The 26919-nt window shown below is 68.3% G+C and carries 27 protein-coding genes, 1 tRNA gene and 2 pseudogenes; 6 read left to right on the top strand and 24 right to left on the bottom strand.

The features are described 5' to 3' along the window. Nucleotides 1-35: 35 nt before the first annotated feature. The 4 genes from J7654_RS08870 to argH all read right to left on the bottom strand — a co-directional run bounded on the left by J7654_RS08870 (nt 36) and on the right by argH (nt 5651). A complete protein-coding gene (locus J7654_RS08870) occupies nt 36-2561 on the bottom strand; it encodes a TIGR02302 family protein (RefSeq protein ID WP_209735565.1) in 2526 nt (841 codons plus the stop codon). 177 nt (nt 2562-2738) lie between these two features. Then, nucleotides 2739-4001 carry a diaminopimelate decarboxylase gene (lysA, locus tag J7654_RS08865; RefSeq protein WP_209735564.1) on the bottom strand — a complete coding sequence of 421 codons (1263 nt, stop codon included), beginning with the start codon at nt 3999-4001 and terminating at the stop codon, nt 2739-2741. A 22-nt stretch (nt 4002-4023) separates the two neighbouring features. Next, a complete protein-coding gene (locus J7654_RS08860; RefSeq protein ID WP_209735563.1) occupies nt 4024-4260 on the bottom strand; it encodes a hypothetical protein in 237 nt (78 codons plus the stop codon). Continuing rightward, nucleotides 4257-5651: an argininosuccinate lyase gene (argH, locus tag J7654_RS08855; RefSeq protein WP_209735562.1), complete on the bottom strand. Its 1395-nt coding sequence runs from the start codon at nt 5649-5651 to the stop codon at nt 4257-4259. Before argH ends, J7654_RS08860 begins: the two co-directional genes overlap by 4 nt. Nucleotides 5652-5674: 23 nt before the next feature. On the opposite strand from argH, the gene tlpA reads away from it, so the two are divergent. Further along, the gene (gene tlpA / locus J7654_RS08850) at nt 5675-6337 is read left to right on the top strand and encodes a thiol:disulfide interchange protein TlpA (protein ID WP_209735561.1); all 663 of its coding nucleotides are present in this window, start codon (nt 5675-5677) and stop codon (nt 6335-6337) included. A gap of 86 nt (nt 6338-6423) precedes the next feature. Continuing rightward, nucleotides 6424-6795 carry a DUF1622 domain-containing protein gene (locus tag J7654_RS08845; protein ID WP_209735560.1) on the top strand — a complete coding sequence of 124 codons (372 nt, stop codon included), beginning with the start codon at nt 6424-6426 and terminating at the stop codon, nt 6793-6795. A gap of 40 nt (nt 6796-6835) precedes the next feature. On the opposite strand, the gene J7654_RS08840 is transcribed toward J7654_RS08845, so the two are convergent. The 8 genes from J7654_RS08840 to J7654_RS08805 all read right to left on the bottom strand — a co-directional run bounded on the left by J7654_RS08840 (nt 6836) and on the right by J7654_RS08805 (nt 12037). After that, nucleotides 6836-7576, bottom strand: a complete 741-nt coding sequence (locus J7654_RS08840) for a L,D-transpeptidase (RefSeq protein WP_245195437.1) — start codon at nt 7574-7576, stop codon at nt 6836-6838. An 82-nt stretch (nt 7577-7658) separates the two neighbouring features. Further along, nucleotides 7659-7985 (bottom strand): hypothetical protein, encoded by a 327-nt coding sequence (locus J7654_RS08835; RefSeq protein ID WP_209735558.1) that lies wholly within the window; start codon nt 7983-7985, stop codon nt 7659-7661. 46 nt (nt 7986-8031) lie between these two features. Next, a complete protein-coding gene (locus tag J7654_RS08830; protein WP_209735557.1) occupies nt 8032-8244 on the bottom strand; it encodes an alkylphosphonate utilization protein in 213 nt (70 codons plus the stop codon). Nucleotides 8245-8255: 11 nt separating this feature from the next. Further along, entirely contained in the window at nt 8256-9134 is an 879-nt protein-coding gene (locus tag J7654_RS08825; RefSeq protein WP_209735556.1) for a 3-hydroxybutyryl-CoA dehydrogenase, read from the bottom strand. Between the two features lie 57 nt (nt 9135-9191). After that, nucleotides 9192-10121 (bottom strand): electron transfer flavoprotein subunit alpha/FixB family protein, encoded by a 930-nt coding sequence (locus J7654_RS08820; protein ID WP_209735555.1) that lies wholly within the window; start codon nt 10119-10121, stop codon nt 9192-9194. 14 nt (nt 10122-10135) lie between these two features. Further along, on the bottom strand, nt 10136-10885 hold the full coding sequence (locus J7654_RS08815) for an electron transfer flavoprotein subunit beta/FixA family protein (RefSeq protein WP_209735554.1): 750 nt from the start codon (nt 10883-10885) through the stop codon (nt 10136-10138). 318 nt (nt 10886-11203) lie between these two features. Continuing rightward, the gene (locus J7654_RS08810) at nt 11204-11776 is read right to left on the bottom strand and encodes a cob(I)yrinic acid a,c-diamide adenosyltransferase (RefSeq protein ID WP_209735553.1); all 573 of its coding nucleotides are present in this window, start codon (nt 11774-11776) and stop codon (nt 11204-11206) included. Between the two features lie 72 nt (nt 11777-11848). Further along, entirely contained in the window at nt 11849-12037 is a 189-nt protein-coding gene (locus tag J7654_RS08805) for a twin transmembrane helix small protein (RefSeq protein ID WP_209735552.1), read from the bottom strand. A gap of 148 nt (nt 12038-12185) precedes the next feature. Between J7654_RS08805 and J7654_RS08800 the strand changes: the two genes are divergently transcribed. Next, complete coding sequence (locus J7654_RS08800; protein WP_209735551.1) at nt 12186-13145, top strand: AEC family transporter; 960 nt, start codon at nt 12186-12188, stop codon at nt 13143-13145. Here J7654_RS08800 and gluQRS read toward each other — a convergent pair. Then, nucleotides 13116-14021, bottom strand: a complete 906-nt coding sequence (gene gluQRS / locus J7654_RS08795; protein WP_209735550.1) for a tRNA glutamyl-Q(34) synthetase GluQRS — start codon at nt 14019-14021, stop codon at nt 13116-13118. The genes J7654_RS08800 and gluQRS overlap by 30 nt on opposite strands. 33 nt (nt 14022-14054) lie before the next feature. On the opposite strand from gluQRS, the gene J7654_RS08790 reads away from it, so the two are divergent. Both J7654_RS08790 and J7654_RS08785 read left to right on the top strand, forming a co-directional pair. Beyond that, entirely contained in the window at nt 14055-14792 is a 738-nt protein-coding gene (locus J7654_RS08790) for a DNA-3-methyladenine glycosylase family protein (RefSeq protein ID WP_209735549.1), read from the top strand. An 86-nt stretch (nt 14793-14878) separates the two neighbouring features. After that, nucleotides 14879-15439, top strand: coding sequence for an HNH endonuclease (locus J7654_RS08785; protein WP_209735548.1), 561 nt, complete (start codon nt 14879-14881; stop codon nt 15437-15439). Here the strand turns inward: J7654_RS08785 and J7654_RS08780 are convergent. Next, nucleotides 15409-15963, bottom strand: a complete 555-nt coding sequence (locus tag J7654_RS08780) for a disulfide bond formation protein B (protein ID WP_209735547.1) — start codon at nt 15961-15963, stop codon at nt 15409-15411. The genes J7654_RS08785 and J7654_RS08780 overlap by 31 nt on opposite strands. 464 nt (nt 15964-16427) lie before the next feature. Here J7654_RS08780 and J7654_RS08775 point away from each other — a divergent pair. Next, nucleotides 16428-16512 (top strand) — tRNA-Leu (locus tag J7654_RS08775). 93 nt (nt 16513-16605) lie between these two features. Here the strand turns inward: J7654_RS08775 and J7654_RS08770 are convergent. The 10 genes and pseudogenes from J7654_RS08770 to J7654_RS08725 form a co-directional block, all read right to left on the bottom strand. Then, entirely contained in the window at nt 16606-17523 is a 918-nt protein-coding gene (locus J7654_RS08770; RefSeq protein WP_209735546.1) for an alpha/beta fold hydrolase, read from the bottom strand. Between the two features lie 260 nt (nt 17524-17783). Then, nucleotides 17784-18008 (bottom strand): annotated as a pseudogene (locus tag J7654_RS08765) (glutathione S-transferase family protein); the annotation flags it as partial. A 116-nt stretch (nt 18009-18124) separates the two neighbouring features. After that, a complete protein-coding gene (locus tag J7654_RS08760) occupies nt 18125-18463 on the bottom strand; it encodes a LysR substrate-binding domain-containing protein (protein ID WP_245195758.1) in 339 nt (112 codons plus the stop codon). Beyond that, the gene (gene trbL, locus J7654_RS08755; protein ID WP_245195436.1) at nt 18421-19656 is read right to left on the bottom strand and encodes a P-type conjugative transfer protein TrbL; all 1236 of its coding nucleotides are present in this window, start codon (nt 19654-19656) and stop codon (nt 18421-18423) included. Before trbL ends, J7654_RS08760 begins: the two co-directional genes overlap by 43 nt. A 4-nt stretch (nt 19657-19660) precedes the next feature. Further along, nucleotides 19661-20026, bottom strand: a complete 366-nt coding sequence (trbK-alt, locus tag J7654_RS08750; RefSeq protein WP_209735545.1) for a putative entry exclusion protein TrbK-alt — start codon at nt 20024-20026, stop codon at nt 19661-19663. A 10-nt stretch (nt 20027-20036) separates the two neighbouring features. Then, on the bottom strand, nt 20037-20807 hold the full coding sequence (trbJ, locus tag J7654_RS08745; protein WP_209735544.1) for a P-type conjugative transfer protein TrbJ: 771 nt from the start codon (nt 20805-20807) through the stop codon (nt 20037-20039). Further along, nucleotides 20804-23260 carry a conjugal transfer protein TrbE gene (gene trbE / locus J7654_RS08740; protein WP_209740040.1) on the bottom strand — a complete coding sequence of 819 codons (2457 nt, stop codon included), beginning with the start codon at nt 23258-23260 and terminating at the stop codon, nt 20804-20806. The genes trbJ and trbE overlap by 4 nt, the downstream gene beginning before the upstream one ends. A gap of 12 nt (nt 23261-23272) precedes the next feature. Next, the gene (locus J7654_RS08735; RefSeq protein WP_044415520.1) at nt 23273-23554 is read right to left on the bottom strand and encodes a VirB3 family type IV secretion system protein; all 282 of its coding nucleotides are present in this window, start codon (nt 23552-23554) and stop codon (nt 23273-23275) included. A gap of 4 nt (nt 23555-23558) precedes the next feature. Continuing rightward, nucleotides 23559-24863: pseudogene (locus J7654_RS08730) on the bottom strand (helix-hairpin-helix domain-containing protein); the annotation flags it as partial. Between the two features lie 3 nt (nt 24864-24866). Continuing rightward, a complete protein-coding gene (locus J7654_RS08725; RefSeq protein WP_209740039.1) occupies nt 24867-26891 on the bottom strand; it encodes a Druantia anti-phage system protein DruA in 2025 nt (674 codons plus the stop codon). Nucleotides 26892-26919: the final 28 nt, after the last annotated feature.

Below are 26919 nucleotides of genomic sequence, written 5' to 3'. Positions count from 1 at the left end.
CTCGTGTGGCGGATCGCCGCCCTCGATACCCCATGTCAGGGGGTGCGCAGAAGCCGCTCCAGATAGTCCCGCTCCATTTGCGGGGAAAGCCGGTCGCCCAGCCGTTCGCGGATCTGTTCGAGGATGCGGCGCGCGCGCTGCACGTCGATCTCGTCCGGCACCTCGCCGTTCTGGCCGAGCTCGGTTCCGCCATCGGGCCGTTCGCGGCCGAGGGGGTCGCGGCCCTCCCGCTGCTGCGCCTGCCCGCCGCCCGGTCCGCCCTGCCCCTGTCCGGGCTGCGGCTGGCCGCCCTCGGCCATGGCCTGCATCTGGCTCATCATGTCTGCGGCGCCGCGGCGCAGGGCCTCCATGGCCTCGCCCTGCCGGCCCACCGCACGGCCGTCGTCTCCCTCGCCAAGCGCGCCTTCGGCACCCCGCATGGCCTCCTGCGCCTCGCCGAATCCCTCGGCGGGCTCCATGCCCATCTCTTCCATGGACTGCTGCAGCCCCTCCAACTGCTCACGCAACGCCTCCTGCTCGCCCTGCAATTCCTGCATACGCTGCTGCAGCTCCTCCGCGCTCATCGGCTCGCCTTCGCCCGGGTCGCCGGGCATACCGTCCTGGCCCATGCGCTGGCGCGCCTGCTCGCGGCCCAGCTCGAAGGTGCGGTTCATCAGCTCCTGCTGGCGCTGGAGCAGCTCCCCCGCCTCGTTCATCCGCTGCTGGGCCTCGCTCTGCTGCTGCGAGGGCTGCGGCTGGCCCTGCATGGCCTGGAGGTTGTTCATCATGGCCTGAAGCTCGGCCAGAAGCTCGCGGGCCGCATCGGGCGAGCCGGAGCGCGCCAGATCCTCGATCCGGTCCAGCATCCGCTGCAAATCCTGCGGCCGCAGCTCCTGCACATTGCCCATGTCCATGGGCCCCCGCGGCGGCTGGTTCCGCATGGCCTCGGCCATGGCGGCCATGAACTCGTCCATGGCGGCGCGAAGCTCGTCCATCAGGGCGGCGATCTCCTCCTCGGAGGCCCCCTCCTCCAAGGCCTGCGCCAGCGCCTCCTGCGCGTCGCGCAGGCGCTGCTCGGCCGTGGAGAGGTTGCCGTCCTCGATGCCGAGCGCGATCTGCCACAGGAAATCGACGGCCGAGACGAGATGCTCGTCGCTGGCGGCCCCGGCGATGCGGCTGCGCGCGGCGCGCAGGGCGATGTAGTCGCCGGGTTTCTCGATGAAGCTGTCGCCGTGCAGCGTCACGGCGTCCAGCATCTCCACCACGCGCGGGGCAAGATTGGCATCCAGCGCCAGCAGGCGGCGCTGCTCCACCACGGCCCGCGCGAGCGGGTTGGCGAAGGCGCGCGCCGGCAGCGTCATCTCCATCGGCTCGGAGCGGCCGGTCTGGCCGGCATCGTCGCGCGCGGCCAGCGTGAGCGACACGCGCGCGCCGGCATAGGGGCTTTCCGCCAGGTTGACGCTGGTGCGCCCGCGCGCCTCGCCGCGCGTGCGGCGGGGCAGCGAAAGGTTGATCTGCGGGGGCGCGATGAGGGGCCGGGCGTCGGTCGAGAGCGTTTCGAGCACCTCCACCTCCACCTCGCCGCGCGCCACGCCGTAATCGTCCCGGAGCCGGTAGTTCATCTCCAGCGCCCCGTTTCGGGCCTGGCGCGGCTCGCCGTCGAACTCGATCAGGGGCGGCAAATCGGGCAGCACCGAAAAGCTCCAGCGCGACAGCGTGCGAAGCCGCGTCTCCAGGACGGCGGCGCCGCTTTCCTCCAGCGCGAACTCGTATTGCCCGGCCGGGACGGCGGCCCCGCCCTCGGCCGCGTTCGGCGCGATCTCGACGGCGGGCTCCCCGGTGCGCGGGCCGAATCCGAGGCGCAGGCCCTCGCTGTCGGACACCCGCACCGAGAGGACGCTGCCCGCCGGCACCTCGCGCTCGCCCTCGTCCCCCGCCGCCAGGAAGATCGGCGGCACGCCCGTATAGGCCGGCGGCGTGACCCAGGCATCCACCCGCACGCCGGGCGCCAGCGCGCCGTCCACCGGGGCCAGCGCATCGGCAAGCCGCCCCCCATTGGGCCCGAAGGAGAAGGCGAAGGCCGTGACCAGCGAGAGGGCGAGGAGAGCGCGCAGGCCGAGCGGGTCCAGCCGCTCGGTGCGCGCGCGAAGGCCGCCGGCACGCAAGGTCTTGAGCCGCGCGGCCATGCGCCGCTGGTGCTCGCGCCACAGCGCGCCGGCAAAGGGGTCGTCGGACGAGACGGGCCGGTCGCTCTGCACGGCCAGCGGCTGGTGCTGAAGGCCGCTCGCCGCCTCGATCCGCGCCACGACCTCGTGCGGCGCCGGCACGCGGATGCCCCGCGCCCGCCACAGGACGAAGAGCGCGCCGAAGGCGAAGAGGCCGAGGAGCCCCAGCCGCGCATAGGAGGGAAGAGCGGCGAAGACGCCGAACCAGGCGAGCGTGGCGAAAAGCGCGACAAGGCCGGCCAGCCAGAAGAGCGTGGGCCAAAGCCGCTCGGCCAGAAGGGCGGCGAAGGCGCCGGCCCGGGCGGAAACGAGCCCAAGGCTGCTTGTCCGAGCTTCGGGCTCCGTCCGATCCGCCATGAAGCCGCTTTCCGTTACCGCCAAGAAAGGACTGAAGCTTAACAGTTTTTGAGGCGAAGGCGAGGCGGAGGGCTCATCTTGGCGTCCCGCCGATCGGATCGGGCCGATGGCCTCGCCCTCGCCCGTCGGCCCCGGAGCGCGGCGAGGGTGGGACGATCCGGGCGGCCGAGAACCGTTTCACATCCAGGGCGGCAGGCGGTCGAGGGCGATCAATTCCTCGAGGGTCTGGCGCGGGCGCACGGGGAAGAAGGCGTCGTCCTTCACCATCACCTCGGCCACCAAAGGCCGCGAATTGTAGGTGCCGGACTGCACCGCGCCGTAGGCGCCGGCCGAGGCGATGGCCACGAGGTCTCCCGCCTTCAGCGGCGGCAGGGGCCGGTCCCGTGCCATGAAGTCGCCGCTCTCGCAGACGGGACCCACGACATCGACGACCACCCGCTCGCCGCCCGCAGCCTCCGCCACGGGGCGGATATCGTGCCAGGCCTCGTAGAGGGTCGGGCGGATGAGGTCGTTCATCGCCGCGTCGAGGATGACGAAGGTGCGGCCCGACTCCTGCTTCACATAGACCACGCGGGAGACCAGGATGCCCGCATTGGCGGCGATCAGGCGGCCGGGTTCGAACACCACCTTGCAGCCGAGATCGCGCACATGGCGCTTGACGATCTGCGCATAGGCCGGCGGCTCGGGCGGGGCGTCCATGTCGGAGCGGTAGGGCACGCCGAGGCCGCCGCCGAGATCGACATGGGAGATAGCGTGCCCGCGCGCGCGCAGGCGCGCCACAAGGCCCGCGAGCTTCTCGAAGGCGTGGTCGAACGGCTCCAGATCGACGATCTGCGAGCCGATATGCATGTCGATGCCCGACACCTCGACGCCCGGCAAGCTCGCCGCCCTGGCGTAAATCTCCTCCGCCCGCTCGAAGGCGATGCCGAACTTGTCGGACTTCTTGCCCGTCGAGATCTTGGCATGCGTGCGCGCATCGACATCCGGGTTGATGCGGAAGGAGAGATGGGCGGTGCGCCCGAGGGCGAGCGCGCGGGCCGAGATCGCCTCCAGCTCCGGCTCCGATTCGACGTTGAAGCAGAAGATGCCCGCTTCGAGCCCCGCGTCGATCTCCCAGTCCTGCTTGCCCACGCCGGAGAACATGATCTTCTCCGCCGGAATGCCGGCGGCGAGCGCGCGCGCCAGTTCCCCGCCGGAGACGACATCGGCGCCCGAGCCCAGATCGGCGAGCGTCCTGAGCACCGCCTGGTTGGAGTTCGCCTTCATCGCGTAGCAGACGAGCGCGTCGATATCGGCGAAAGCTTCCGCAAACACCCGGTAATGGCGCGTCAGCGTGGCTGTGGAATAGCAGTAGAAGGGCGTGCCGACATCGTGCGCGACACGCCGCAGGTCGACGTCCTCCGCATGGAGGACGCCGTCGACATACTGGAAATGGTTCATGGCGCGCCCGGTTGCGGAGGGGTCAGTTCAAGAGGCCGTCGAGAACGAAGCGGCGTTCGGGGGCAGCGCTGTTGCGCGTGGCTTCGCCCGGCCCGGGGGCCAGCGTGCCGACGGCCACCGCCGAGGGGCGCGACTGCCCGTCGGGGCCCGGCGGGGGCACGGGCGCGTTCCTGCGCCCGCAGCCGGCGAGCGCCAGCCCGATCATGGCCAGTATCACGGCCGTGCGCATCCTCGTCCCCACCATCCGTCCGCTCCTCATGAAGCCAGCCTTTCGCGCCAGAAGGCGACCTGCGCGCGCACATTGTCCGGCGCGGTGCCGCCGAAGCTGGTGCGGCTGGCGACCGAGGCATCCACCGACAGGACGGAGTAGACCGCATCGGTGATGCGCTCGTCCACCGCTTTCAGCGCATCCAGCGGCAGGGCCTCCAGCGCCACGCGCCGCTCCTCGGCCAGCGCCACCACGCGGCCCGTCACGTGATGGGCCTCGCGGAAGGGCAGGCCCGCCTCGCGCACCAGGAAATCGGCGAGATCGGTGGCGGTGGAAAAGCCGGCGCCGGCCGCCGCGCGCATCTTCTGCGCGTTCACGCCCATGTCGCGCACCATGCCGGTGATCGCGGCCAGCGCCAGCGCCAGGTTGTCGATGGCGTCGAAGACCTGTTCCTTGTCCTCCTGCATGTCCTTGGAATAGGACAGGGGCAGGCCCTTCATCACCGTCAGGAGCGAGACCAGCGAGCCGTTGATCCGGCCCGTCTTGGCGCGCACCAGCTCGGCGGCGTCCGGGTTCTTCTTCTGCGGCATGATGGAGGAGCCGGTGGAGAAGGAATCGGAGAGGCGCACGAAGTCGAATTGCGGCGTCGACCAGATGACGATCTCCTCCGCCAGCCGCGACAGATGCGTGGCGCAGATGGAGGCGGTGGCGAGGAAGTCGAGCGCGAAGTCGCGGTCGGAGACCGAATCGAGCGAGTTGCGCGTCGGCCCGGAAAAGCCGAGCGCGGCCGCCGTGCGATGGCGGTCGATGGGAAAGCCGGTGCCGGCGAGCGCGGCGGCGCCGAGGGGGCATTCGTCCAGGCGCGCCAGCGCATCGGCAACGCGCGAACGGTCCCGCGCGACCATCTCCACATAGGCCAGGCAATGGTGGCCGAAGGTCACGGGCTGCGCGGCCTGGAGATGGGTGAAGCCCGGCATGACCGTGGCCGCGTGCTCCTCGGCCCGGTCGAGCAGCGCCTCGATCAGCGCCAGAAGCGCGCGGTCGAGGTCGCGGAAGGCGGCGCGCACATGCATGCGGAAGTCCACCGCCACCTGGTCGTTGCGCGAGCGCGCCGTGTGCAGGCGCCCGGCGGCGGGGCCGATCAGCTCGGCTAGGCGCGCCTCCACATTCATGTGGATGTCCTCGCGGTCGCGCCGGAACTCGAAGCGGCCTTCCGCGATATCGCGGCGAATCGTCTCCAGGCCCTGCCTTATCTTGGCCGCGTCGTCCCCGGAGAGTATGCCGACACCTGCCAGCATCTCGGCATGCGCCAGCGACCCGGCAATGTCCTCCTCGTAGAGGCGCTTGTCGAAGTCGATGGAGGCGTTGATCGCCTCCATGATGGCGTCGGGACCGCTGGCGAACCGCCCGCCCCACATCTCGTTGCCCGATCGCTTGTCCATACCGTTTTTCCGAAAGGTCCCCGATGCCCGAGCCGGAACGCAAAGCCCCCCGTCCCGTCTTTTCCCGCTTCGCAGCGCTTGCCGTGGCGGGCGCGGCTGCGGGCGTCGTCGGCGTATACGTGATGGAGACGCGCTCTGGCAACGAAGCGGCGGCCGGGACCTGCGCGGCCAACGCCGCCTTCGCCCGGGCGCTGGACGAGAATGCGCGCGGCGAGGTGGCCGCCATGGCGCCGCTGGACCGGCCCTTCGCGCTGGACGCCCTCGCCTTTTCGGACGCCGACGGCCAGCCCACCTCCTTCTCGGCCTTCGAGGGAAAGGTGATGCTGGTCAATCTCTGGGCCACGTGGTGCGCGCCCTGCCGGGCCGAGATGCCGGCGCTGGACGAGCTGGAGCGGCAGGCGGGCGGGGAGGACTTCGCCGTGGTGCCCGTGAGCGTGGACATGGGGCAGGACGAGAAGCCGAAGGCCTTCTACGAGGAGATCGGCCTTACCGACCTGCCCTTCTTTCACGACGGCTCGATGGCGCTGTTCAACGACCTGAAGCGCGAGGGCATCGCCTTCGGCCTGCCCGTCACCATCCTGGCGGACGAGGCGGGCTGTGCGCGCGGCGTGATGAACGGGCCGGCCGAATGGGCCAGCCCCGACGCGCTGCGGCTGGTGGACGCGGTGCGGCGGGCGGGCGCCTGACGGCCCCCGCCTCCCGAGCGGCGGTGGAAGCCACGCGCCCCGGCGGGTAAAAAGGGGCCGTCCGCATCCGCGCGAAAGGCCCCTTCATGCTCAACAGCCTCTTCCTCGTCGTCATCGACCTTCTCGAGCTGGCCGGGGTGGGGGTGACGGTGGCCGGGCTCGCCTGGGCTTCGGCGGGCTATGTGCGCGAGTTGCGAGGCACCGCAGGCGACAAGGACCGGAAGGCGGCCTTCCGCGCCTATCGCGCCAATATCGGCCGGGCGATCCTGCTGGGGCTCGAGTTCCTCGTGGCGGCCGACATCATCAAGACCGTGGCGATGGAGCCGACGCTGGAGAGCGTCGGCATCCTGGCGGCGGTGGTGGTGGTGCGCACCTTCCTGTCCTTCGCGCTCCAGGTGGAGATCGACGGGCGCTGGCCGTGGCAGCAGGGCCGCGAAAGCCGCGAGGGAAGCCTTTGAGGCACGGGGGAACGGGGCGCCGGAGGACGGCGCCGCCGCCTCACACGCCGATGACCTTGTCCGCCCCGTCGTGGATGACCACGAGCGGGCTGCCGTCGCTCACATTGTCGTGCAGGTGGATGATGTCCTGGTTGAGCAGCCGGATGCAGCCCGAGGAAACGGCGCGGCCGATCGACCACGGCTGATGCGTGCCGTGGATGCGATAGATCGTGTCCACGCCGTTCTGGTGGATGTAGAGCGCCCGCGCGCCGAGCGGGTTGGTCGGCCCGGGGTCCATGCCGCCATTGGCGATGGAATAGGGCTCCAGCTCCGGCTGGCGCGCCACCATGGAATCCGGCGGGGTCCAGCGCGGCCAGACCCGCTTGTAGGCCACCACCGCGCGCCCCTCCCAGGAGAAGCCCTGCCGGCCGACGCCGATGCCGTAGCGGGTGGCGCGCCCGCCCTGGCCCACATGGTAGAGATATTTCGCCGCCGTATCGACCACCAGCGTGCCGGGCCGCTCCGGCGTGACGTAATCGACCTCGGCGCGCCAGAACTCCGGGTCGACGCGCGAGACATCGACGGCCGGCAGCGGGAAACGCTCCTGCGGCATCGCCTGGTACATGAGGGGCACCGGCGGGGGCGGCGGCGGCGCGGGCGGGGCGACCGCGAAGGTCGGCGCCGGCTCGCGGACGGAGACGCAGCCCGAGAGCGCGGCCCCGCCGAGAGCGGCCAGGAAGCTGCGCCGGGGCAGCAGCGGACGCGCCGCCGCATCCCTGTTCGAATGGGAAAGCTTGGACATGGGAGTTTTCTCGACAAGCCGCTCCATGCCGCGCGCGAGCGCTGGCGGGACGGCGATCAGGTCATGGGATGGAAAGAGGGCGTCAGGCGCGACCCGCGGCGCCCTTGGGCGGTCTCTCGATGCCATGGCCGTGCCAGGGCGGCGGCGCGCCCTCGAAACGGGCGGAGTGCTCGGCGGCGAGCGTTGCCAGAGGCGACTGAAGCTCGGGCGCGGCCCCGCTCACCATCAGCTTGCAGGAGGCGGAAGGGGATTCGGAGGAGAGTGTCCCCGGATCGCTCGCCTCCACCTGCGGCACGCTCACAAAGGCGCATCGCTCGTCGGCATGGGCGCTCGCCACCACGGAGAACGCATGCGCGTGAAAGCCGAGGACGAGGAGAAAGACACCGATGAGCCGAATGAAGCGCCGCATGGTTCACGCCTAGGGCCAAAAGATGGCCAAACTGTCTCGGGAAGGCTCAAGCCTTCTTGAGGAATTCCGTCTTCAGGACGAGGTCCTTCACCTTCTCGGCGCGGCATTCGATCTCGCCTGGATTGCCGGTCAGGCGGATGTTCTTCACCAGCGTGCCGCGCTTGAGGGTGACGTTCGTGCCCTTCACCTTCAGGTCCTTGACGAGGGTGACGCTGTCGCCCTCCGAGAGGATCGTGCCGTTGGCGTCTTTCGTGTCCATCCTGTCGCCCTTCAACGCGTCGGAACCGGGGTCTCGCCGCGATAGTCGTAGAAGCCCCGGCCGGTCTTGCGGCCCAGCCAGCCGGCCTCGACATATTTCACCAGAAGCGGGCACGGCCGGTACTTCGAATCGGACAGCCCGTCATGCAGGACCTGCATGATCGACAGGCATGTGTCGAGCCCGATGAAGTCGGCGAGCTGGAGCGGGCCCATCGGATGGTTGGCGCCCAGACGCATCGAGGCGTCGATGTTCTCCACCGAGCCGACGCCCTCGTAAAGCGTGTAGATCGCCTCGTTGATCATCGGCATGAGGATGCGGTTGACGATGAAGGCCGGGAAATCCTCCGACACGGTCATCGCCTTGCCGAGGCGCGCCACATAGGCGCGCGCGGTCTCGTAGGTCTCGTCGGCGGTGGCGATGCCGCGCACCAGCTCCACAAGCTTCATGACCGGCACGGGGTTCATGAAATGGATGCCGAGGAAGCGCTCTGGCCGGTCGGTGGAGGCGGCCAGGCGCGTGATCGAGATGGAGGAGGTGTTGGTGGCCAGGAGCGCCTCGGGGCGCAGCACGTCGCAGACCTGCGCGAAGATGCGGCGCTTGACGGCCTCGTCCTCCGTGGCCGCCTCGATGACGAGGTCGGCCTCGGCAAGGTCGCCCACCCCGTCCGCCGCCGTGATGCGCGAGAGGGCCGCGTCCCTTTCGCCCGCCGTGATCTTGCCGCCCGCCAGTTGCCGGTCGAGATTGGCCGTGATTCCCCCGATGCCCTGAAGGGCGCGCTCATGGCTGACGTCGAAGACGACGACATCATAGCCGGCGAGCGCGGAGACATGGGCGATGCCCGCCCCCATCTGCCCGGCGCCGACGACACCGATCCGCTGGAGCTCCGCCATCGTCCTCTCCCTGAAAGAAAAGGGGCGGCCCATGCCGCCCCCGTCGTATCCCTGCGCCTAGAGCTTGGCCTGCATTTCGGGGATGAGGGTGAAGAGGTCTCCGACGAGGGAATAGTCGGCGACCTGGAAGATCGGCGCGTCCTCGTCCTTGTTGATGGCGACGATGACGCGCGAGTCCTTCATGCCCGCCAGGTGCTGGATGGCCCCGGAGATGCCGACCGCGATGTAGAGGTCGGGCGCCACCACCTTGCCGGTCTGCCCCACCTGCCAGTCGTTCGGCGCATAACCCGCGTCCACCGCCGCGCGGCTCGCGCCGATGGCCGCGCCCAGCTTGTCGGCGAAGGGCAGGAGAACCTCCTCGAACTTCTCCTTCGAGCCCAGGGCCCGCCCGCCCGAGACGATGATCTTCGCCGCCGTGAGGTCGGGACGCTCGGAGGCGGCCACCTCCTCGCCCATAAAGGCGGAGACGCCCGGATCGCCGAGCCCCTCCACGGTCTCGACCGGGGCAGAGCCGCCCGTCCCCGCCGCCGCGAAGGCGGCGGTGCGAACGGTGACGACCTTCACCTTGTCGGCGGAGCGCACCGTCTGGATGGCGTTGCCGGCATAGATCGGGCGCTGGAAGGTGTCCGGGCCCTCCACCGCCACCACGTCGGAGACCTGCATCACGTCGAGAAGGGCGGCCACGCGCGGAAGCACGTTCTTGCCCGTCGTCGTGGCCGCCGCCACGATCGCCTCGTAGCCGCCCGCCAGCTTGACGATGAGGTCGGCCAGCGGCTCGGCCAGATGATGCGCGTAGGGCGCGCCATCGACCAGCAGCACCTTCGCCACGCCGCCCAGCTTCGCGGCCTCGCCGGCCACGGCCTGCGCGCCCTGCCCCGCCACGAGGACATGGATGTCGCCGCCGATCCGGGACGCGGCGCTCAGCGCCTTGGCGGTCTGCTCCGACAGCGCCTTGTTGTCGTGCTCGGCCAGAAGAAGAATGGTCATGGATCGTCTCTCCCTTACAGCACGCCGGCTTCGTTCTTGAGCTTGCCGATGAGGTCGTCCACCGAGGCGACCTTGATGCCGGCCTGCCGCTTGGCCGGCTCCACCGTCTTCAGAACCTCCAGGCGCGGCGTCAGGTCCACGCCGAAATCGGCCGCCGACTTCTCGTCCAGCGGCTTCTTCTTGGCCTTCATGATGTTGGGCAACGAGGCATAGCGCGGCTCGTTCAGGCGAAGGTCCGTCGTCACGATGGCGGGAAGCTTCAGATCCACCGTCTGGAGGCCGCCGTCGACCTCGCGCGTGACCTGGACGCGGCCCTGTGCCGTCTCGACCTTCGAGGCGAAGGTGCCCTGCGCCCAGCCGAGCAGCGCGGCCAGCATCTGGCCGGTCTGGTTGGCGTCGTCGTCGATGGCCTGCTTGCCGAGGATCACCAGCTCCGGGCTCTCGGCCTCCACCACGCCCTTCAGGATCTTGGCCACGGCGAGGGGCTCCACCACCCCGTCCGCCTTGACGAGAATGCCCCGGTCCGCGCCCATCGCCAGCGCCGTGCGGATCGTCTCCTGCGCCTGCGCAGGGCCCACGGAGACCACGACCACCTCGGTGGCGGCGCCCTTTTCCTTCAGCCGAAGGGCCTCCTCCACCGCGATCTCGTCGAACGGGTTCATGCTCATCTTGACGTTGGCCAGCTCAACGCCCGAACCGTCGCCCTTCACCCGGATCTTCACGTTGTAGTCAACCACCCGCTTCACGCAGACGAGAATCTTCATCGCTCGCTTCCCTGCATTCAAGCCCGGGCACGATGTGGTCCGGGCACCTCGTTCATGCCCAGATATCGAACTTTTACGTAAAGGTCAAAATCGAGGCTTTCGCGTCAGTGGGTGTTTTGCGCCTCCCGCCGCGCGGCGCAAGCGCGGCGGGCGATTTTCTTTCGAAAAGACCGGCCCGGCGCGAAACGGCTCCCGCCGCGCGCCGGGCGGCGCCTCGTCGTCCACCCCCTCACCCGGCCCTCGGAGACGTTCGAGAATTCGGGCGGCGCTGTCCGGCGGGTCTTTCCGCCGCCGCCCCCTCTGTCCCCTTCCCGTCCCTCAGCGGTTCTGACCCGGCACCCAGAGAACTTCGGCCGTTCCCTTGCCGTTGGCGTGGCGCGCGGCGACGAAGAGGAGGTCGGAGAGGCGGTTGATGTAGCGCAGGGCGGGTGCGGAGACCGCTTCGCCGGGCTTGCGCGACAGGGCGACCATCAGCCGCTCGGCCCGGCGCGCCACGGTGCGGGCGTGGTGCAGATGGGCGGCGGCGGGCGTGCCCGCCGGCAGGACGAAGGAGCGGAGCGGCGGCAGATCGGCGTTCAGCCGGTCGATCTCCTCTTCCAGCCGGTCCACCTGCGCGGGCACGATGGCCAGCCGCTCGAACTGCGGCGGCTCGTCGCCCATCGGGGTCGCGAGGTCCGCGCCGAGGTCGAAGAGATCGTTCTGGACGAGGGAAAGAAGCCGGTCGAGCTCCGGCTCGGCATGAAGCCGCGCGATGCCGAGAATGGCATTCACCTCATCGACGGTGCCGACGCTCTCGATCCTCGGATCGGACTTCAGGCGCCGCTCGCCCGCGACGAGGCCCGTGGTGCCGTCGTCGCCGGTGCGGGTGTAGATCTTGTTCAGCCGGACCAACCCTGGCCTCCCCCGTTTCGTGGCCTGCGGTCAGGAAGCGCTTTTGACGCGACAATCAAGCCGGAACGAGGCTCAGCGTGCCAGATAAAGCGCGCAGACGATGACGAAGACCGCGATGGCCTGGAGCATCACCCGCATACGCATGAGCTTTTGCGAGGTGTTGCCCGGCCCGCCCACCATCATGTTGCGAAGGCCCATGAGGAGGACGGCGGCCGTCGCGATCATCAGGATCACGGCGAGAATGGCGAAAAAAGTGGACATCCGAGCTTTCTTTTCGAAGAGCGGCCCCCGGCCCCTCATATAGATCGCCCGTACGCCACGCGCGAGGGGCGCGGCTGTGGCGAGATGCGCGCAAGGGCGATACAAACGCCCCGTCCCGCCCTCGTCCCGGCCGCAAAGCGATTTCGCCGTGCAATCCACCATCTCGATCATCCTGCCCATTTTCGGGCTCATCGCCATCGGCTTCGGCATATCGCGCTTCGGGCTGCTGCCGAGATCGGGCGAGGACGGGCTGGCCGCCTTCGTCTTCGGCATCGCCATGCCGGTCCTCCTGTTCCGCACCGTGGCCACCGGCGGCGCTGCGGAGGCGAGCCCCGTTCTCCTCTGGGTCAGCTATTTTTCCGGCGTGATCGTCGTCTATCTCGCCGGCATGGTCCTCGCCCGGCGGCTCGGCGGCACGGACAGGCGCGAGGGGGTGATCGCCGGCGTCGCCGCCAGCTTCTCCAACCTCGTCCTCGTCGGCATTCCGGTGACGGAGCGCGCCTTCGGGCGCGAGGGCCTCGACATCCTGGCGCTGCTTCTCGCCATCCATCTGCCGCTGATGGTGACGGGCTCCACCCTTTTGGTGGAACGGGCGGCCATGCGCGACGCGAAGGACGGCCTCGCGGCCGGCGGGCGGTTCAGCTACAAAGCCGCGCTCGGCCGGATCTGGCGCTCGCTCTCGCGCAATCCGCTGATCATCGGCATCGTGGCGGGCATCGGCTGGCGCCTGTCCGGCCTGCCGATGACCGGGCCGGTCGGCGACGTCGTCGGCTCCATCGCGGCGACCGCCGGGCCGCTGGCGCTCATCGCGCTCGGCCTGTCGCTGACCAAGTACGAGATCGGGCGCGACCTGCGGTTGCCCGCGCTCCTGGTGCCGCTCTCCCTCATCCTCCAGCCGGCCGTCGTCCTTCTCGTGGGCAGCGCCTTCCTGCCGCCCCTCTGGCTGGCGATCGCCGTGCTGGGCGCGGCCGCACCGGCGGGGGTGAACGTCTACCTGCTGGCCGTCTACTTCAAGTCGGGCGAGAAGCTGGCGGCCTCCGCCATCGTCGGCACCACCATCGCCTCGGCGCTGACCCTCTCAGGCTGGCTCGCCTATTTCGCCCCCTGATCCGACCATGCGCCGCACATCCGCCGGCGTCAGCCCCGCCTCGCGCAGCGCGGCCAACCCGGCATCGCGCGCGCTCTTGGAAAGCTTGCGCCCGTCGGGCCCGAGGATCAGCGCATGGTGGCGGTAGGCGGGCGCGGGCAGGCCGAGCAGGGACTGGAGCACACGATGGACGGAGGTGGCGGGCAGGAGGTCGGCGCCGCGCACCACATCCGTCACGCCCTGAAGCGCGTCGTCCACCACCACCGAAAGATGGTAGCTGGTCGGCAGGTCCCGGCGCGCCAGCATCACGTCGCCCCAGGCCTGCGGCTCGGCTGCGACACGCACGCCGCCCGGCTCCCCGCCACCCTCCTCCGTCCAGCTCAGCGGGCCGGTGCGCGCGCAGGCCGCCGCCATGTCCAGGCGCCAGGCGAAGGGAGCGCCCTCGGCGATGCGCTCCGCGCGCTCGCGCGCGGAGAGGGAGCGGTCCAGCGCGGGGTAGAGCGGCGCCCCGTCCGGGTCGCGCGGCCAGGGCCGGCCGTTCTCCTCCTGCCAACGCTCGGCGAAGGCGCGCACCTGCCCGCGCGTCATGAAGGCCGGGTAGACGAGCCCCTCCCCCTCCAGCGCTTCGAGCGCCGCGCGATAGTCGGCGAAATGCTCCGACTGGCGGCGCGGCCTGTCCTCCACGGCGACGCCCAGCCACCGGAGATCGGCCTCCACCGCGCGCTCGAAGGCCAGCGTGCAGCGGGCGCGGTCGATATCCTCGTGGCGCAGCAGGAGGCGCGCGCCGGCCGCCCGCGCCAGATCGTGGTTGAGAAGCGCGCTATAGGCGTGGCCCAGATGCAGCGCCCCGTTGGGGCTGGGGGCGAAGCGGAAGATGCGAGACGACGATTCGGGCATGGAGAACGGCCCCTTTCATGCCATTTATAGGCGATGATCCGGGACGAGAACGATATCGCCGCCGCGCTGGTGGCCCTTGAGGCGGCCGATCCGCGGCTGGGGCCCGTCATCGCGCGCGCGGGCACCGTCCCGCTGCGGCGCTCGGCGGGCGGGCTTGGCGGCCTTTGCGCCACCATCGTCGCGCAGCAGGTCTCGCGCGCCAGCGCCGATGCGATCTTCGCGCGGCTGAGCGCGGCCGTCGACCTCAGCGATCACCGCGCGCTGCTGGCCGCCACGGACGAGACGCTCGTCGCGGCCGGGCTCTCCCGCGCCAAGCAGCGGACCCTGCGGGCCATCGCGGCGGCCGTGGCGGACGGGCGGCTCGACCTCGCGGGACTCGCGCAGGCCGAGGCGGGGGCGGCCATCGGCGAGATGACGGCGGTGCACGGGATCGGCCCCTGGACGGCCGAGTGCCACCTCCTCTTCGCCCATGGCCATCCGGACGTGTTCCCGGCCGGGGATCTGGCGCTCCAGATCGCGGTGGCCCACGGGCTCGGCCTTGCGGAGCGGCCGAAGGAAAAGGCCCTGCGGCGGGAGGCGGAGCGCTGGGCGCCGCACCGGGCCGTGGCCGCGCGGCTGTTCTGGGCCTATTACCATGCCATCACGAACCGCGACGCGGCGCCCGCCGGCGGAAGCGTCATCTCCTCGTCGCGGAACGGTGGGAAACCAGCGGCGCGCGCGGTGGCCGCAACGCGCAAGGCTTCACAAAGCCTCGGCGATGGGACACGATAGGCGCGTTCGAACAGGACTGCATGGAAGCATGGCCTTCGCAGGACGTCGACCTTGCGGACGGCATGGCTTCGGAAAGGAGATTCTCCTTGACGATCGCAGTGCATCCCGGCCTTTCGCCCGCGCTCGTGCTGAACGCGGATTACAGGCCGCTGAGCTATTATCCGCTTTCGCTCTGGTCGTGGCAGGACGCGATCAAGGCGGTGTTCCTCGACCGCGTGACGATCCTGGCCGAATACGACCAAGAGGTCCGCTCGCCCACCTTCTCCATGCAGCTTCCCTCGGTCGTCTGCCTGAAGTCCTACGTCAAGCCGCCGCGCTACCCGGCCTTCACGCGGTTCAACGTCTTCCTGCGGGACCGTTTCCAGTGCCAGTATTGCGGCTCGCCGCACGAGCTGACCTTCGACCATGTCGTGCCCCGCTCGCGTGGCGGGCTGACCACGTGGGAGAACGTCGTGGCCGCCTGCTCGCCCTGCAACCTCAAGAAGGGCGGGCTGATGCCGAGGGATGCGGGAATGCTTCCCCACCAGGAGCCCTACCGGCCGAGCGTGCACGACTTGCACAATAACGGCCGCATGTTCCCGCCGAACTTCCTGCACGAAAGCTGGCTGGACTATCTCTACTGGGATACGGAGCTGGACCCGGAATAGCCGCGCCGGCGCCCCGCCAGCGCGCCGAACAGGGCGATGACCGCCAGCACGCTCGCCGCCAGCGCGTTCCAGGCCGCGAGCGAGAAGCCGAGGACGAGGAGCGCCGGCTCCTCGCAGGAGGGCGGGCGCACCCCGTCAAGCTGCGACAGGAGGTCGCCACCGCCAAGGTCGAAGCCGCCCACCGCGCCGCAATCGGCCGGCCCCGCCCACCAGCCCCATTCGAAGCCGGCATGGAAGACGCCCAGATACGCCGCCCAGCCCATCAGCAGCGCCACGGCGACCAGCAGAACCCGCACCAGACGATCGGGCGCGCGCAGCAGGCCGGCGGCGAGCGCGACGAGAGCCACGGGAATGGCAATGTAATAGGGCGTGCGCTGCGCGAGGCACAGGGCGCAGGGTATGTAGCCGCCCACATGCTCGAACAGGAGCGCGCCGCCGACCGTCGCCGACATGCCCGCGGCCACCAGCAGCGCGGCGGCGATGCGGGCCGGCGGGCTCGCGCGTTCGGTCGATCTGTCGGTCATGGCGGCCTCCTGCGGTCGGGCCATGCGCGGTTAGCACGATATCGGCCGCCCGGCGACAGCCGAAACGAAGCGCGGGGCGCATCCCGGCCGGCCTCGCGGCGGGCAAGACGGGCACGAAAGGAGACACGACGTTCGTCCAAAAAGCCGCGCACGGGGAAAGCAGATGGAATCAGCCCCTTGGACCCGACGAGAGTTTTCACGGCCCATCTTGGGTTTTCGCACCGCTTGCAGTATACGAGCCAGACGCGCCGCAAGCGGCGGCCCACATGCGGGTGTGGTGGAACTGGTAGACGCGCCGGACTCAAAAAGAGGTTTGTCTACCAATCCACAGGAAAACACGACGAGTTGAAAATGGCGTGTTTGCAGGGGTTTGTGAGTGAAGGAGAAATGGCTGGCGATATTCGGTTTTCGCTCTAGGTGCAGTATAGGTGCAGAGAGCGTCGGCTAGAATCGGCGGCAAATGTGCGGGTGTGGTGGAACTGGTAGACGCGCCGGATTCAAAATCCGGTTCCGAAAGGAGTGTCGGTTCGATTCCGACCACCCGCACCATTTTCGTTCAAAAGCGCGACCCCTAACACCGCCTCCTCTCCGCCAGCGGCGGTGGTGGGGGCCCTCAGCAACTGCGTGCGGTTTCCGCGGGCCTCAGCGCGGCGATGCGAGGAAGTCTCGCACCGCCGCGATCGTCGCCGCAGGCTGCTCTTCCATCAGCCAGTGACCGGCATTCGGGATCACGGCCCCTTCGACGTCGGCAGCGCCGGCGCGCATGACGGCGGCCATCGTTTCCCCGAACGACTTGGCGCCGCCGATCGCCAGCACCGGCATGGTCAGCTTGCCAGCACTCGCGAAGTCCTTGTTGTCGACGGCGTCCTGCTCGAACGCGGCGAACTGGGCGAAGCCTGCCCGCATTGCGCCGGGTTGCGAGTACAGTGCGGCGTAATGCGCGCGGGTCGCGTCGGTGAGCTTTGCAGGGTCGGCTGCAAACTCGTTCCAGAAACGGTCGAGGTAGATGCGCTCGCGGCCGGCGACGAGCCGTTCGGCGTCAGGGCCACCGAAGGAGAAGTGCCATAACGCCCGATTGCGAACGACGTCTTCCCAGGGACCGAGCCCCGGAACCGGCGCGTCCATCAGGACCAGTCGCGTGACGCGCTCCGGGTAGCGGGCAGCGACGGCGTAGCCGACCATGTTGCCAATGTCGTGACCTACGACTGCGGCGCGTTGGACGCCGAGCCTGTCGAGAACTGCGGCGATGTCCGCGGCCTGCGTTCTCTTGTCGTAGCCGGCGGGCGGGCGGGAGGAGAGGCCGAGACCGCGAAGGTCCGGGACGATGACGGTGTACTCGCGGGCAAGTTCGGCGGCGAGCGGTGCCCACATGTCGCCCGTCTGCGTGTAGCCGTGCAGCAGAACGACCGCGGGACCCCGCCCGCCAATGCGGACGTGGAGTTCGGCCCCGTCTGTGGCGACCCGTTCGGTGCGAAAGCCACTCGGGAATGGCGCGACCTGCGCGACCCCTGGGGTGCCGAGAAGCAAAAGGTAGGCAAGTGCCAGGCGGATATATTTCATGTTCTTAGTCCTTGTTCGACTTTGAGATGGAGTATCTCTCCGCCGATGGCGATCTAAGGCCTTGCTGCTCAGGAGAACGGCCGGTTTCACAGCGGAACCGTGCTGCACAGCCGAGTAGAAAGAGTGCCTCATTCATGTGACCGGATCGGGGATCGGGATCGCTATAGCCGGCTGTCGTTAGACGCCCTCGGTCACGGAGGTCCGAGTCTGATCCGTCGCGGAGACGACCGGCGCATACTTGTTCAGCGGGTTAGCGGAAAAAGCGCTTGGCGGGTCAGCGTACGATGCGCCCACGGGCAGGCAAGGCTCACATAGAGATGATAGCGGCCTGGCTCCGCGTTAAAGCTGCCTTTTCCGCTCGGGCCGGGTGAGCCGTCCTTTGTGATCCAGTTTCGGAACGATGCCTCCTGGCGGACGAAACGACCGCCTGTAGAGGCGGTATCGTACCAAGCGTCCTGCCAACGTCCTTCGACCAGAAGGCCCATGATTTCACTCCTCGTAGCCAGCGGCCAAGTTGGAAGTGAATTGGACCTTGTGGGCAGGACCATCAATGTGCAGCGACGGAAGACACCGTTCGGAAACTTTGAATGATAAGCGAGAGTCAGCGATCCCAACTCGGCACGCCGTTGAACGCTTCGGCGAGGAATTCGACCATCGCCCGCACCTTGGCCGAGAGGTGCCGCCGGCTCGGATAGACGGCGAGCACATCGATATCGGGCATGCGGAAATCGGGGAGCAGCTCAATGAGACGACCGGCACGCAAATCCTCGCCGATCAGGAAGGTCGGCTGCCAGATCACGCCTGACCCGGCGAGGGCCGCAGCACGCGCGGTATCGCCATTGTTGGTGGACATGGTCGCGCGCGGCCGAACGCGGTGCGACAGCCCGTCAGCGTCGATTAATTCCCATTCGTCGGGGTTGACGGCGTAACTGTAGACGATCGCACAGTGCTCGCTGAGCTGCTCAGGCGTATGGTCGAGGACCCGCCGGTCGATTCGAGCACGGCCCTGCCGCCGGCGTTGAAACTGGAGCGCATGCTCTCGGCAGCGCGTGACGCGGCTCGGCGCAAGGGTGAAACGGCCGCGCTGCCGCCAGCACGGGCAACGCTGCCCAGGCCGGACGCAACGCCGGCCGCGCCGGACTGCCCTGCAGCTCCCAGGCTGTACGCGGTGGAAGCGCCTCCCGCGACGGCTGCGCCGCCACGCGCTGCGGCGGCAGCTCCGCCCGCCAGAGCACCAACGCCGCCGGCTGCCGCGCCGATCGCGGCGCCACCGGCTGCGATCATGCCGCCAGCGGCGAGCCCGGTGCCGACGGCGGCCCCAGCGCTGAGCTGCGGTCCGCCGGAGACAAGGCCGCTGGCAATGCCTGGGCCGAAGATGCCGAGGCCGAGCAGCGACAATGCCGCAAGCACGATCGCCATGGCTTCGTCGATCGACGGGTTCTGCCCGCCGAACCCGGAGGTGAACTCTGAGAACAGCGTCGAGCCGATGCCGATGATGACAGCGAGCACCAGCACCTTGATACCGGAGGAGATGACGTTGCCGAGGACACGCTCGGCCATGAAGGCGGATTTGCCGAACAGGCCGAAGGGGATCAGCACGAAGCCGGCCAACGTCGTCAGCTTGAACTCGATGAGTGTGACGAAGAGCTGGATGGCGAGGATGAAGAAGGCGAGCAGGACCAGCGCCCAGGCGAGGAACATGCAGGCGATCTGGATGAAGTTCTCGAAGAACGACCAATAGCCCATGAGACTGGAGATCGAGTCGAGCAGCGGTCGTCCGGCATCGAGCCCGGTCTGCGCGACCCTGCCGGGGCGCAGGAGATCGGCCGTCGTGAAGCTCGTGCCGCTGGCCTTGAGGCCGAGTCCGGCGAAGCTTTCGAAAATGATGCGCGCCAGGTTGTTCCAGTTGCCGATGATGTAGGCGAAGATACCGACGAACAGCGTCTTCTTCACCAGCCGCGCCATGATGTCGTCGTCGGCGCCCCAGCTCCAGAACAGCGCCGCCAGCGTCACGTCGATGACGATCAGGGTGGTGGCGATGAAGGCGACTTCGCCACTGAGAAGCCCGAAGCCGCCATCGATGTAGCGAGTGAAGACCTCGAGAAAGTGGTCGATGACGCCGGTGCCGCCCATGATGCTACCGAACCTCCTCGAGCTGAGGCGCGCTCTCGCGGCGGACAGGATCGTCAGGGCTCTCTTGCAGGCCGGCGTTCGGTGGCGGCGGTTCGGGAAGACGCTCCATCGGGCGGGCGCCCGGCGCCAGGAAGCGATGCCGGTTCTCTGCCCAGGCGCGGCGGCATTCCGGATCGCGCGGCCCCGCTTCGCCGAGCGACTGGCAGCGGATCAGCGCGTCCCGCAGGGGATCGACCCGTTCTTGGGTTACGCGGCCGGACGGCCACCGCTCTGGCGCTTCCTCGTTCCGGGTTAACTCGATCGCCGTCGCGGTGATCGCGACTGCGACGAAGACGGCGGCGCCGATCCGGGCGAACATCTTGCCCTCCATGGCTGCGTCCTCAGTTGCCGTTCGGGAACATGCGGGCGTTGCCGGGCTGGTAGCCGCTGCCCGGCGTCAGGAAGCGCCGGCGCTGTTCGCGGCCTTGCTCGGCTGCGGCGGCGCGCTCGGCCTCGGAGAGGCTCTGCGCGCGCCCGTTGGCGGCGACGACGGCTGTAAGGTCGGCGAGCTGCTGGGCCTGGAGGGCGAGAAGCTGATTGCCGGCCTGCGTCGCCTGCAGCGCGCCGGTGGCGCCCTGGCTCTGGCCGACCAGCGCCGACATTTCATTACGGTTGGTATCGATGTTGCCGACGACGCCGGCCTGAACGCGCATGGCGTCCTGCAGCCCGCCGACAGTGTTCTGCCAGCGCTCACGTGCGCCGGCCACGAGCGCCTGATCGGACGCGGACATCGACGCATTGCCGTAGGTGGTCTGGAACGCGCGGTCGATCTGCTGGACATCGAGAGCAATGCCCTGCGCCTGCTGCAGAAGCTGCTGCGTGCGCTGGACCGACTGCTGGAGTTGCTGGAGCGAGGAGTGAGGCAGGCTCGCAAGATTGCGCGCCTGATTGATCAGCATGGTGGCTTCGTTCTGAAGCTGGGTGATCTGCTGATTGACCTGCTGGAGAGTGCGCGCGGCCGTCAGGACGTTCTGCGCATAGTTCGTCGGGTCGTAGACGATCCACTGCGCGGCGGCGGGGGTGCTGAGGATCGGCGTCAGCGCGATCGGTGCGGCAAGCATCGCGGCGGTCATGCGCAGCGCGCGCGAGCGGGAACGAATGGAACGGGTCATGGGAGTGCCTCCTGATCTGCTTGGGGGATGACATTGGTGAGGCCGGTGATGAGGTCGGCGGCCCAATCGAGCCGGTTCGCGGCCAGCCATTCGGCGAGAAATCCGTCCGTGCCGCTGCGGGCATGAACGTCGGCGATCATCGCCTGGTGCTGCTTGGATGAGGCGGCGCAGAGGGCCAGCGCGACTTCCGATAGGCCCAGCTCGAACAGGCGATTGCCGCGCCGAGATTGGCAGTAATAGTCGCGCTTCGGCATCGCCCGCGCGAGGATCTCGATCTGGCGATCGTTGAGGCCGAAGCGACGATAGATGGCGGTGATCTGAGGCTCGATCGCGCGCTCGTTCGGCAGCAGGATACGGGTCTGGCAGCTCTCGATGATGGCCGGCGCGATCGCCGAGCCATCGATGTCGGAGAGCGACTGGGTGGCGAAGATGACGCTGGCGTTCTTCTTGCGCAGCGTCTTCAGCCACTCGCGGAGCTGGCCGGCGAAGCCCTCATCATCGAGAGCCAGCCAACCTTCGTCGACGATGAGCAGGGTCGGTCGCCCGTCGAGGCGGTCCTCGATGCGATGAAAGAGATAGGCTAGAACGGCTGCCGCTGCGCCGGTGCCGATCAAACCTTCGGTCTCGAAAGCCTGGACGTTGGCCTCGCCAAGATGCTCGGACTCGGCATCAAGGAGACGGCCATATGGGCCGCCGACACAGTAAGGCCGCAGCGCCTGCTTGAGGTCGTTGGACTGGAGCAAGACGGACAGGCCCGTCAACGTGCGCTCGGCGACCGGAGCTGACGCGAGCGACGACAGCGCCGACCACAGGTGCTCCTTGATCTCGGGGGTGATCTGCACGCTTTCGCGGCCCAGGATCGCGACCAGCCAGTCGGCGGCCCAGGCGCGCTCGGCGACGTCGTCGATCCGGGCCAGCGGCTGGAGCGACACGCTGTCGGCGGCACCTTCGGTCAGGCCGCCGCCGAGATCGTGCCAGTCCCCTCGCATGGCGAGCGCGGCAGCGCGGATCGATCCCCCGAAGTCGAAGGCGAAGACCTGGGATTGTGGATAGCGCCGGAACTGAAGCGCCATGAGAGCCAGCAGAACCGATTTGCCAGCGCCGGTCGGGCCGACGATCAGCGTGTGACCGACGTCGCCGACATGGATGGAAAGCCGGAACGGGGTCGAGCCCTCCGTTCTGCCGTAAAGCAGTGGGGGTGCATCGAAGTGCTCGTCCCGTTCCGGTCCCGCCCACACCGCCGACAGCGGGATCATGTGGGCGAGATTCAATGTGCTGATGGGAGGCTGGCGAACGTTGGCGTAGACATGGCCGGGCAGCGAGCCAAGCCAGGCGTCCACGGCGTTGATCGTCTCGGGCATCGCGGTGAAGTCGCGGCCCTGGATCACCTTCTCGACCAGCCGCAGTTTCTCGGCGGCGATGCGCGGATCGTCGTCCCAGACGGTGATCGTCGCCGTCACATAGGCCTGGCCGGCATAGTCGGCGCCAAGCTCCTGCAGCGCCATGTCGGCGTCGGCCGCCTTGTTCGCCGCATCGGTGTCGACCAGGGCCGAAGCCTCGTTGGTCATCACCTCCTTGAGGATGGCGGCGATCGACTTTCGCTTGGCGAACCACTGCCGCCGGATCTTTGTCAGCAGCTTGGTCGCGTCGGTCTTGTCGAGCAGGATTGCCCGCGTCGACCAGCGATACGGAAAGGCGAGCCGGTTCAGCTCGTCGAGGATGCCGGGCGTCGTCGCGGTCGGGAAACCGACGATGGTGAGGATGCGAACATGGGCGTCTCCAAGCCGGGGCTCCAGGCCGCCGGTGAGCGGCTGATCGGCGAGCAGCGCGTCGAGGTACATCGGCGTTTCGGGCACGCGGACGCGATGGCGCTTCGTCGAGACGGTCGAATGGAGATAGGTCAGCGTCTCGGGGTCATCGAGCCAGGCGCATTCGGGCATGAAGGCGTCGATCAGGTTGAGGATGCGATCGGTGCGGTCGACGAAGCCGCGGAGCACTTCCCGCGCGTCGACGCCGGCGTGGTCCCGGCCCTCGTAGAGCCAGGTCTCGGCGCGAGCGGCATCCTCGGCCGGCGGCAGATAGAGGAAGGTGAGGAAGTAGCTGGACTCGAAATGCGCGCCGGCCTCTTCGAAGTCGGCTTTGCGTTCGGCGTCGACGAGCGCGGAGGCGCTGTCGGCGAACATGCTGGCGGGATAAGTCGCGGCGCCGTGGCGCTGCGCCTCGACGAAAATGGCCCAGCCCGAACCGAGGCGGCGGAATGCGTTGTTGAGCCGGCCGGCGACGGCGACCAGCTCGGCCGGTACGGCGCTGTCGAGATCGGGGCCTCGGAACCGGGCGGTGCGCTGCAGGCTACCGTCCTTGTTGAGCACCACGCCTTCGCCGACCAGGGCGGCCCAAGGCAGGAAGTCCGCGAGGCGGGCGTTGCGGTTGCGATATTCGGCAAGGTTGATCATCGGCGTCGCCCTTCAGACCGATAGGTGGCCGGGAATGCGCAGATGCTTGCGCACGACATCGACGAACTGCGGATCGCGTTTGGCCGCCCAGACGGCCGCGAAATGCCCAACGGCCCACAGCGCCAGGCCGACGAGCCAGAGGCGAAGGCCGAGGCCGAGCGCGGCGGCCAGCGTACCGTTGAGGATGGCGAGCGAGCGCGGGGCGCCGCCGAGCAGGATGTGCTCGGTCAGCGCACGATGAACCGGGACCGAAAAGCCCGGCACTTCGCCGCGATGGTCCGCGCCGTCCGCCATCAGACAGCCCCTTGACCATGCGCAGACCGAGGCGAACCGCGAAGCGGCTGTCGTCGCCGGTCGATTCGAGCGTGCAGTCCCAGCGCGAAGCGTTGATGCAGACCGGCCGGATCTCGACGCGATGGTCCTGGGCGTCGCGCACGATCTGTGCTGGCGCGTAGAAGCCCATCGGCTGGGAGTTGAGCAAGGCCGCGCAGAAGATGTCGGGATGCCAGCATTTGAGCCAGGCCGAGGCATAGGCGATCAGCGCAAAAGAGGCTGCGTGGCTTTCCGGAAATCCATAACTGCCGAAGCCTTCGAGCTGCTTGAAGGTCTGTTCGGCGAACTCCCGCTCATAGCCGTTGTCAACCATGCCGTTGATGAGCTTGTCGCGGAAGTGAGAGACGCCGCCGGTGAACTTGAAGGTCGCCATCGACTTGCGCAGCATGTCGGCCTCGCCGGGCGTGAAGCCGGCGCATTCGATCGCGACGCGCATCGCCTGTTCCTGAAATAGCGGCACGCCCAAGGTCTTTCCGAGGACCTTCTCCAGCTCGGGCTTGGGATAGTTGACCGGCTCCAGCCCCGGATGCTGGCTGAGATGGCGGGGCGCGCCCATGAGTTGCCGGGCGAGGTCGAGGGTCAGGCGAAGGCGGCGATCGGCGAGATTGAGGTTCAGTTCCTCGACGTGCTTTGGCTCGACGCCTTCCTCCGACCAGGCCCACACTTGCGATGACAGGGTGCCGATCAGATCCTCAGGCAGGCCGAGCGCCTTGCCGACATCACGCAGCGCACCCTTCGTGCGGTATCGAATGACGGTCGAGCAGAGCGCGGCGTGATCACGCCCATAGGTGTCGAACACCCACTGCATGACGATCTCGCGCCGCTCGTGCTCGAAATCCACATCGATGTCGGGCGGCTCGCGCCGCTCCTCGCTGACGAAACGCTCGAACAGCAGATCGTTGCGGCGCGGGTCGATCGACGTGATGCCAAGCACATAACACACCGCAGAGTTGGCGGCCGACCCACGCCCTTGGCAGAGGATGTCCTTCGAACAGGCGAAGCGAACGATCGAGTTCACGGTCAGGAAGTACGGCGCGTAGTCGAGCTTCTCGATGAGCCGCAGTTCATGTTGAAGCGCAGCGGTCACGCTATCGGGCACGCCCTCCGGGTAACGCTCGGCGGCACCTTCCCAAGTAAGCTTCTCGAGCGTCTCCTGCGGCGTGAGAGCCGGATCGTCGCGCTCCTCGGGATGTTGGTAGGCCAGTTCGTCGAGATTGAAGCGGCACCGGTCGGCGATCTGCAGGCCTCGTGTGAGCGCCTCCGGGGGGCGAACTCAGTCCTGCGCGATCGGCAATAAGAACTGGCCGTCGACATCGGCTTGCAGGGACGCCTTGACGCTGGTGGGGCCGAGCGTTGCCAGCGCGGCGATCGTTTCGGGCCGCATGATCCGGTTGCTGAGCCAGCGTTGCTGCCAGGCGGCGGCGATCGCTGCGCAACTCGGCGCGACGTCGTCGACGGTCGCCATTCCGAGCAATGCATCGCGCACGCGGGGCTCGAGTTCACATCCGTAGAAGATGCGCGGCGTCGCATGGTGGAGCACGGCATCACTTTTAAGTCCCAGTGCATCGAGCCCTTCGCGGATCTGTCGCAGGCGAGGACTTGTGCCCTCACCGAAGCGGTTGTTCACCCGCCGAGCGTCGTGCCGGAAAATGGCCATGTTACGCAGCGCCTGCGTTGTCTCTCCGCTCAGATGCAGAGTGCCAAACCCGCCCGTGAGACTCTTGCCGATTGCGCTCCATTTGATGTCGTGACCAAGCTCTGGGAAGTCGGCGGCGCGCAGGGCGAGCCGGTTATATTGGCTTGATCCGATCCCATAGAGACTTGTGGTGGTCAGAATGCGAAGTTGGGCCGGCTTGGTGACAGCGAAGCCTGCCATCTGCGATGCTATGACGCTGACTTGCCCGCCATAGCGGGCGGCGTAGGCATCTCGGACCTCGCGGGACGTCAGCAACATGGCGACCAGTTTGCCGACGAGCAGTCCATTGTAGGGATGGACCGCACCGCAAATGCTTACGTCGGCCACCTGGCTGGAAAGGCCCGCCTTCCGAGTTTCGGCGAGAACGACGTCGAGCGCCCGCTGGCCGTCCTTGCTGCGGAGAAGCGATTGCAGAGCGCGGCGGGGATCGTCAGCCAAGCCGGCCGCGCTGAAGACGTGCCGCGCTCGAAGCAACTGAGCGAGGCTTTCGGCGCGCTTGCGCACAAACAGGAGGTCATCGGAGGCGTTGCGCCAGTCGGTGTCGGCATCGCCAGACTTGAACTCGCCGCGGTGCGGTCGGACTTTTTTCCCGTTATCCCGTTGCGCCTCGTAGAAGGCTTTCAGTTGCGCCTCACGCGCAAACGCGGCGCCCGCCGCGCGCTGCTCCAACCGCAAGGCGATCGTGTCTGTCGGGTTCGATATCTCGGCCGCAGTCGCCAAGTCGTCCCACCGGACGCTGGCGATCGAGGCATCCAACCTGTTCAGCAGCGCGTCGGCAAAGGCCGCAGGCTGCCACCGGCCGTCGACTAGGCGCTCCTCGGCTGACTCGCGTAACCATCCAATCCAGCGATCCCGCGTGCCTAGACGCATGACCGGGCTGGCGAGCATCGCGATGCCCATTACCGGTCGGTTCGGTCGCGCTGCGTTGCGCACCAGGATCAGCATCTGCCGACCGGGAATGGCGCGATATTCATGGGCCCAAGTGTGCCGGAAATACCGCCAGATATCCGTCAACACCAAGCCGGTGTCGGCACACCGGGATCCGCTGTCACAAACCTCGATCTCCGGCTGAATCAACTGCGCCAGGGCAGCACCACGGTCCGCTTCCGCGAGACTCTGGATTCGTTTGAATTCCCGGGCGAGCGCCGCCCCGTCATCGACGAGATCGAGCACCGAGGCCTTGATGCCGTTCCGTAGGGTGCGGCGCTCGACCCGGGACAGGAACTGCCGAACTGAGGGTTCTTCAAGCTGTCTCGATCGAGCGGCATGAAGGGCTCGGCGGACGCGCTCTTTGACTTGATCGACGGACTCATTGTCCGACCGATCCAAGCCGGGCGGCTCCATGACGATCTTTTCGCCCTCAACCTCAACACGCCATCCGTGTTCATGAAGGTCGGCGACGAGGAGGCAGACAGCGCGCAATTTCAAGCTGTCGCCGTCGTCTATGTAGCGACGGGCCAGTGCCCGGAGTTCGGCGACGAAGGAGGGCGGGGCGTCGGTCGGGATGGTCAGCGCGGCATGAAGCCGCTTACGCTCGCCTGGCGCTAGGAAAGGCGAGAATGCGCGTAGTCGACCAGGCCCATAAAGATCATTGTCCGCCAAATACCATGCCCTCGAGAATCATGCGGGC

Source organism: Aureimonas populi (assembly GCF_017815515.1).
In the GTDB taxonomy this organism is placed as follows: Bacteria; Pseudomonadota; Alphaproteobacteria; order Rhizobiales; family Rhizobiaceae; genus Aureimonas; species Aureimonas populi.
The sequence above is the reverse complement of the archived record's forward strand: the minus strand, read 5'-3'. Positions and strand labels throughout refer to the sequence as shown.

What these genes read in the sequence shown, in the direction of transcription:
- gluQRS (WP_209735550.1), bottom strand. Translation starts at nt 14,021, where the DNA reads ATGCCCGAATCGTCGTCTCGCATCTTCCGCTTCGCCCCCAGCCCCAAC.
- J7654_RS08820 (WP_209735555.1), bottom strand. Translation starts at nt 10,121, where the DNA reads ATGACCATTCTTCTTCTGGCCGAGCACGACAACAAGGCGCTGTCGGAG.
- J7654_RS08825 (WP_209735556.1), bottom strand. Translation starts at nt 9,134, where the DNA reads ATGGCGGAGCTCCAGCGGATCGGTGTCGTCGGCGCCGGGCAGATGGGG.
- argH (WP_209735562.1), bottom strand. Translation starts at nt 5,651, where the DNA reads ATGGACAAGCGATCGGGCAACGAGATGTGGGGCGGGCGGTTCGCCAGC.
- trbE (WP_209740040.1), bottom strand. Translation starts at nt 23,260, where the DNA reads ATGATCAACCTTGCCGAATATCGCAACCGCAACGCCCGCCTCGCGGAC.
- J7654_RS08835 (WP_209735558.1), bottom strand. Translation starts at nt 7,985, where the DNA reads ATGCGGCGCTTCATTCGGCTCATCGGTGTCTTTCTCCTCGTCCTCGGC.
- trbK-alt (WP_209735545.1), bottom strand. Translation starts at nt 20,026, where the DNA reads ATGGAGGGCAAGATGTTCGCCCGGATCGGCGCCGCCGTCTTCGTCGCA.
- J7654_RS08790 (WP_209735549.1), top strand. Translation starts at nt 14,055, where the DNA reads ATGATCCGGGACGAGAACGATATCGCCGCCGCGCTGGTGGCCCTTGAG.
- J7654_RS08845 (WP_209735560.1), top strand. Translation starts at nt 6,424, where the DNA reads ATGCTCAACAGCCTCTTCCTCGTCGTCATCGACCTTCTCGAGCTGGCC.
- J7654_RS08830 (WP_209735557.1), bottom strand. Translation starts at nt 8,244, where the DNA reads ATGGACACGAAAGACGCCAACGGCACGATCCTCTCGGAGGGCGACAGC.
- J7654_RS08735 (WP_044415520.1), bottom strand. Translation starts at nt 23,554, where the DNA reads ATGGCGGACGGCGCGGACCATCGCGGCGAAGTGCCGGGCTTTTCGGTC.
- tlpA (WP_209735561.1), top strand. Translation starts at nt 5,675, where the DNA reads ATGCCCGAGCCGGAACGCAAAGCCCCCCGTCCCGTCTTTTCCCGCTTC.
- lysA (WP_209735564.1), bottom strand. Translation starts at nt 4,001, where the DNA reads ATGAACCATTTCCAGTATGTCGACGGCGTCCTCCATGCGGAGGACGTC.
- J7654_RS08860 (WP_209735563.1), bottom strand. Translation starts at nt 4,260, where the DNA reads ATGAGGAGCGGACGGATGGTGGGGACGAGGATGCGCACGGCCGTGATA.
- J7654_RS08770 (WP_209735546.1), bottom strand. Translation starts at nt 17,523, where the DNA reads ATGAAATATATCCGCCTGGCACTTGCCTACCTTTTGCTTCTCGGCACC.
- J7654_RS08870 (WP_209735565.1), bottom strand. Translation starts at nt 2,561, where the DNA reads ATGGCGGATCGGACGGAGCCCGAAGCTCGGACAAGCAGCCTTGGGCTC.
- trbL (WP_245195436.1), bottom strand. Translation starts at nt 19,656, where the DNA reads ATGGGCGGCACCGGCGTCATCGACCACTTTCTCGAGGTCTTCACTCGC.
- J7654_RS08840 (WP_245195437.1), bottom strand. Translation starts at nt 7,576, where the DNA reads ATGTCCAAGCTTTCCCATTCGAACAGGGATGCGGCGGCGCGTCCGCTG.
- trbJ (WP_209735544.1), bottom strand. Translation starts at nt 20,807, where the DNA reads ATGACCCGTTCCATTCGTTCCCGCTCGCGCGCGCTGCGCATGACCGCC.
- J7654_RS08805 (WP_209735552.1), bottom strand. Translation starts at nt 12,037, where the DNA reads ATGTCCACTTTTTTCGCCATTCTCGCCGTGATCCTGATGATCGCGACG.
- J7654_RS08815 (WP_209735554.1), bottom strand. Translation starts at nt 10,885, where the DNA reads ATGAAGATTCTCGTCTGCGTGAAGCGGGTGGTTGACTACAACGTGAAG.
- J7654_RS08780 (WP_209735547.1), bottom strand. Translation starts at nt 15,963, where the DNA reads ATGACCGACAGATCGACCGAACGCGCGAGCCCGCCGGCCCGCATCGCC.